Here is a 5,926-nt window from a genome sequence, read left to right as displayed (position 1 = left end):
GGAGTGGGGTTTCCCCCACTCCGCACAGGATTGTGTTATGAAGATTACTGCTGGGCAGTTTTCAGTTCTTGGAGTTTTCGATTGACCAATTTGATATACTCTTTGGCAGCCTCTTCTGGAGTGCTTTGCCCGAAAGCAACGGAACTGATCATGTCGGCACCAATTCTGGAAATTTCGTTATTCCTGATCAAGGTTCCTTGCCCAATCCCGGCTCCTGCTTCGTTGGCATACTCCATCGCCTGCATTACCAGAGGACTAAGCAAACCTGCTTCACTGAGAGCCTGATTCTGCTTTTCACTGACAGGGATACCTCTGGAGAGTTTCAGCAACACACCGGCTTCCTCATCAGTATTCATCCAGTTAATGAACTTCGCAGCTTCAAGCGCTTCAGCATCTTCAACTGATGCTGCGATGGAGAAAATCTGTCCGACCTTTGTCTGGTAGTACGGATCCTTTGCTCCCTCCATGATAGGCAAACGAATGACAGTTGCATCATCTTTGTAGTCACCCATTGCATTCACATAGTTTTCCAAGGTGGAAAGCATGCCGAAGAGTACACCTGTCTCTCCATTTACCCATTTAGGATTCTGTGGGTAGTTTCCGGTGTAGAGTTCCAAGGTACCAAGCGGTTCAACGACGCCTGATGCAAAATACTTTTCAAGGAAACGGAACGCTTCCGTGACAGTTGCCTCATCATAGCTCAGGGTATAATCGGTTGCAAAAGGAAGCCCTGTCTTCTGTACCATATAGGCAAGGAACCAATACATGTGGATGTCACTAGCAGCCATGCCATTCTCGAAATAGAGGGAGGAATCAACTGCTTTCAGTTTCTCGCTAAAGGCAAAGAAATCATCAAATGACCATTTCTGATCATAATCGAATCCAATCTTATCCAGGACAGCCTTGTTTGCAACAAGTGCATCGGTGTTGACTGAAGAAGGGAGTGCAAGCAGCTGATCATTATGGATAACAAACTCTTTCAAGAGCCCATCAGGGAAGATACTGAGGTCAATAATTTCACTATATTGCTGCAAGTCTTTTACAACCTCTGCACCTGACCATGCGGCTTGTTCTGCAAGCCAAGTATAATGGTTCTGAAATACGTGGGGGGCATTTCCACCAGCAAGCTGGGTATAGAGTTTCTCTCTATATCCATCCCATCCACCATATTCACTGACAATCTTTACATTGGGGTTCAATTCCATGTACCGCTCAGCAGCAGCCATATACGCTTCGTGGCGACTATCGCCACCCCACCAAGCAAATCGAAGGGTGATGGTTTCATCTTTCGTTGCAGTTGTTTCTTTTTGTCCGGCACCAAAAACCAAGGCACCAACAAATACCAATACAAGACAAAGCACAAGAATCCGTGTTTTCATGTATTTCCTCCTTTCATGCAATAACACTCTACTGCAAGTATCTGGCAGACAGGTGAACACATACCACATTCAATTCTTGTCAAAATGAGTCATTTCTTGCGCTCGGTATTCAGTTGGGGATAGCCCACACTGCATCTTGAAAGCCCTCGCAAAGTTGGCAGCGTTACTATACCCAGTTTCTAAGGCTATATCCTGTACTTGATTCCTTGGATCATCAAGGAGCTTTTTTGCTAAAGCCAAACGTTCCTGCTGACAATAGTCTGAAAATTGCATCCCAGTTCTCTCCTTGAAAATCTTTGAGAAATAAGCAGGGCTACGATTCAAATAGGCTGCAACTGTTTCTAAACTCACCGAATCAAGATGAGAGAGGATATATGATTTTGCAGTACGTATCACACTATCATCTGAATCTGGTGCTTCTTTGGCTTCCCATTTTGCATCCAACTCCTGCTTCAGGTGAGAGAACAGCTCTTCCAGTTGCCTAAACCGAGTCGGCTTTAGCAGATAATCACGACAACCGTAGCGCATAGCTTGCCTGATATACTCCATGTCCTTGTAACCAGTCAATAGAACGACAGTTACAGGAAGTTTTCGTTCCCACACTTCTTTTGCAAAAGCCAGACCATCCATTGATGGCATGCGAATATCACAAAGCACGACATCAACTGGATGAGAAAGTACATATTCCAATGCTTGCCTTCCATCTTCCAGCGCTGCCACTGCCTTAAAACCAAGCTCTTCCCAATGGAAGGATGACAAACCTTGGCGAATGGTCAATTCATCATCAACGATCAGCAACGTATGATTCATATTTTAGCCTCCCCATCTTGGGGTACCTGTATATGGATGGTAGTCCCCTCATTCGGTTGGCTTTCAATTGCAATTGATAGCCCATAGAGCAATCGCAATCGAGCTTGTACATTGGCGAGTCCAATATGGTCAGTATGCAATGGTTGGTCTTCATCCAGACTCGCCAACAGGGTATCCTTCTGTGACTCAGTCATTCCCACCCCATCATCAAAAATGCTGATTAATAATGAGCTATTTTCTTGCTTTGCTGTAATCATGATACAGCCATTCCTTTCCAATGGCTTAATACCATGGTAGATTGCGTTTTCCACAATAGGTTGCAACAACATGCGCGGCATACGACAATGTAGAGCACCTTCCTCAATATCATAATGAGTATCAAACTTCTCTTGATAGCGCACTTTCTGTAGGGAAAGATAGCTCTTGATATTTTCAACTTCGTCAGAGAGATAGACCATATCTTCACTGCTTCCGAGACTATATCGCATAAGGTCGGAAAGGTTCTCGATCATTTGATTTGCTTGGTTTGCTGAATTTGTAAACTCATATACCTTCCAATTCAAGGTCTCCAAGGTATTGAAAAGAAAATGCGGGTTGAGCTGAGCCTGTAGAGCAACCAGTTGGGCCGTTTTCAGTTTATATTTACGTGCATCCAGTTGCGCCTTCACATATGAATGTTCCAAGAATGCATTGACAATCTGGTGGATGATGTATCCGTAGGTTGGGCCTTGTTTCTCCGGAAGCTTAGGGAGTTTTTCATTATGCTGAGCAGCTTCGAGCAAGTTAATGATGGCATAGATCTGCCGGGTCCTTCGTTGGGTCAGCCATACAGAGAGAATCACACCCACTACCAGTGAAAGCGTCGAGAAAGCAAGTATCAAGAACAATACATTACGATATACTCGAAAGATTACTGCCTTATCGGAATACAAGGTCAATGTCCAGCGCGTATTTTCAGAAAGCGCAGTACTGATGATATACCTCTCAACATCTGCACCAGGTAATAAAGACCCAAGCAGAATCTGGCCTTCCTCATCAGTGATGCATAGCTGGTGCCCCGCCTCAGCTAAACCCTCAGTTATAAGCGTTGTAAGATAGTCAGGCCGGAGATTAAAAACGATAACGCCTTCCCCATTACCCAATATATGAAACATGCTGAGAAGAGTATAGGAACTACCTCCAAGTTGGCGATGCTCACTCACCAGTGTCCATGACTGTGTATTATAACGATTCTCCTGATAGGAATCGAACCAATAGTCATCACGTTCTCCCAGCGAATGCTTTCCTGTATCAGAAAGATAATAGTCATTGGAGTTCACAAAGTATAGGTTGATCGAATGAATGTATTCACGGGCGTTACGAAGTGAAGCAAGCTGGTCCTTAACGTCATTAAGCAGAAAAATATCAGTGTATGTCATCTCTACTGAATCCATAAGTTTCCGTGCAACGTAGGAAGATTGCCCTTCAATATCAACGGTACGGATGAGCGGATTGAATTGGTCTGTGATCAGGTCAACCTTGCTGACCAGTTGGTCAAGAAGTATTTCGGTCTCCTTATCGAGGTTCTTGCGAATATACCCATGGAGTAGGTACATGGAGAGAGACCCCATTATCAAGATAGGAAGAACCAACAGAGCAAGAAAAGCAAAGAGATTGTTCCGAAAGAAGATACGACGCATCGCCGTTCCTACCGATCGTTCATGCATGTGAAAGCATCTCTCCATCAATGATCACATCATTGAACACGATATTCCCACTCGTGTCGTAAGAAAGAACCCCTACAGGGGCTTCTTGTTTCTCATGGACATCTGCTCGGACCAGAGAACCTGTTGCATCAGGAGCACTGGTAAAGTTGATGGACTGTAAAACGATTCCCTCGAGTTTTAGATAGTCACTGCCTTCTCCCAGTACTCCTGGTGATTGCATATCGGTGGCGGTAATGTTCCTTACTGTCAGATCAGATACCACGGACATTTGGTCTTCCCCAAGCAGTTCATCCTGACGGCTAATCCAGGGCCTTACATCGAACAACCACCCCCCATTCCTGATAGTAATATCTTCAAAAATCATGTGTTCGAAATGTTGGTAGGTATCGCCTCGGAATTTAAAGCGTACCAAGGTATTCTCCCCTTCTACCATGCACGAGCGGATGCGAACATTTCGTACGATTGAGGCTTCACTTCCAAAGGTAATGACACCATGCCCAAAACCAAACCGACAGTCTTCTACCAAGATATCCTCTGTTGGCTTATTGGTTACATGAGCATCAGGACCTTTCCCTCCTTTGATACACACACAATCATCATCGGTGGAAAAATCACAATCCCTGATGATAACATGTTGGCAAGCATCAATATCAATGGCGTCACTGCTTGCAGCCCTGACTCCCTCATGTGGTGCTTGTATGGTGATCCCGCTCACAATGATATCTCTACTATCATAGAGATGAAGGTTCCAAAAGGCAGAATTCCGTAGTGTGATCCCTTCAACGGTTACTGAGGAACAACGCTCAATAAAGAAAAGTCGAGGCCGCATAACATCCCGGTTGGAAAAAGGACTATCCAAGGCTATCGCCTGCTCACGCTTTTCCCAGAAATCTGTATAGAAGGGAATGCCGTTTCCATCAAGTGTACCTTCCCCATATACATGAACACCTTCGATATCTTGTGCATTAAGCAACGCAAGTGGCCATTGACAGGTCCTGCCTTCAAACCTGGTGTCGGCAATTACGTAATCATCAAGGCATGGAGACCCCAGCAAAACTGCATCTTTCTGTATTTCCAGAGCCATTCCTTCTCTCAGGAAGAGCGACCCACAGAGATATGTCCCAGGAGGGACAACCAATATTGCAGCTTGCTTTGCAGCATCATCGATTGCTTGCTGAAGTACCTTGGTGGTAATCGTACGACCATCTCCAATAGCACCATAGTCCTTGATGTTCAGTTTCATGCGCCCTCCTTACGATTCCAAACAGCATACCATAAGGAGAAGGTTGATGCACATAAGGCAAATGATTGAAGTTATAGGGAAGGTGTCACAACATAGATTTAGTGCAAAGATCTGTACCTAGAAATCATCCTCTCAAATAGATCGGAACAAGAACCATGACAATGAAGTAGTTCATTAGATTTTACCAAAATCTTCAAGCACATAGAATTTCAAATCGTTGTTCCATTTTTTTACAATGAACTATTCGTTCACATGACGAATTTTCATCATATTTCACTATATCTGACATATTTTCATCATTAAGATTAGTAAACTTAATATTTATATATATTATAAAAAATAAACTATTTACAAATCTGTTTTTCAGATTTATTTTATAACCATCATACAAAACCCTAGAAAATAAACATCATTGAGCTACCTAACAGAGGGAATGTTAGGAGGATTGTTGTGGAAAAGTATTGTGTAAATACGGAAACTATTGAAAATCACTATCATGAAGTTCACAAAATGAGTTGTGATCATCTACCCAACCCAGAACATCAAAAAGATTTAGGGTATTGCAACTCTTGTTCTGATGCACTCAGTAAAGCACACGGCTATTACCAATTTGTAGATGGGTGCTATTACTGTTGTCGTTCCTGCAACTATCACTGATGGCACAACCCGATCCTAAAAGAGACCGCCCATACTTTCTTCGTCATAGGTACTCATCTAATAATACTTGGGGAATTCCTACGCTCAAAAGGAACACTACGCTTTCTCTAAAACATCTCGGTGTTATTCGC

4 protein-coding genes are annotated in these 5,926 nt (G+C 43.5%); all 4 read right to left on the bottom strand.

All coding sequences use genetic code 11. The features are described 5' to 3' along the window. Positions 1 to 44: 44 nt before the first annotated feature. Positions 45 to 1,379 (bottom strand): ABC transporter substrate-binding protein, encoded by a 1,335-nt coding sequence (locus tag JF818_RS02470; protein WP_198890405.1) that lies wholly within the window; start codon positions 1,377 to 1,379, stop codon positions 45 to 47. Between the two features lie 69 nt (positions 1,380 to 1,448). After that, a complete protein-coding gene (locus JF818_RS02465; RefSeq protein ID WP_198890404.1) occupies positions 1,449 to 2,189 on the bottom strand; it encodes a response regulator in 741 nt (246 codons plus the stop codon). Next, entirely contained in the window at positions 2,186 to 3,895 is a 1,710-nt protein-coding gene (locus JF818_RS02460; RefSeq protein WP_198890403.1) for a sensor histidine kinase, read from the bottom strand. Before JF818_RS02460 ends, JF818_RS02465 begins: the two co-directional genes overlap by 4 nt. Then, positions 3,888 to 5,138, bottom strand: a complete 1,251-nt coding sequence (locus JF818_RS02455; protein ID WP_198890402.1) for a glycoside hydrolase family 28 protein — start codon at positions 5,136 to 5,138, stop codon at positions 3,888 to 3,890. Before JF818_RS02455 ends, JF818_RS02460 begins: the two co-directional genes overlap by 8 nt. Positions 5,139 to 5,926 lie beyond the last annotated feature (788 nt).

The organism is Sphaerochaeta sp. S2, assembly GCF_016406725.1.
Lineage (GTDB): Bacteria > Spirochaetota > Spirochaetia > Sphaerochaetales > Sphaerochaetaceae > Sphaerochaeta.
Note: the sequence above shows the minus strand (reverse complement) of the source record. Positions and strands in the feature narration are given on the sequence as shown.

Coding starts and splice junctions, on each gene's coding strand:
- JF818_RS02455 (WP_198890402.1), bottom strand. CDS start 5,138: ATGAAACTGAACATCAAGGACTATGGTGCTATTGGAGATGGTCGTACG.
- JF818_RS02465 (WP_198890404.1), bottom strand. CDS start 2,189: ATGAATCATACGTTGCTGATCGTTGATGATGAATTGACCATTCGCCAA.
- JF818_RS02470 (WP_198890405.1), bottom strand. CDS start 1,379: ATGAAAACACGGATTCTTGTGCTTTGTCTTGTATTGGTATTTGTTGGT.
- JF818_RS02460 (WP_198890403.1), bottom strand. CDS start 3,895: ATGCATGAACGATCGGTAGGAACGGCGATGCGTCGTATCTTCTTTCGG.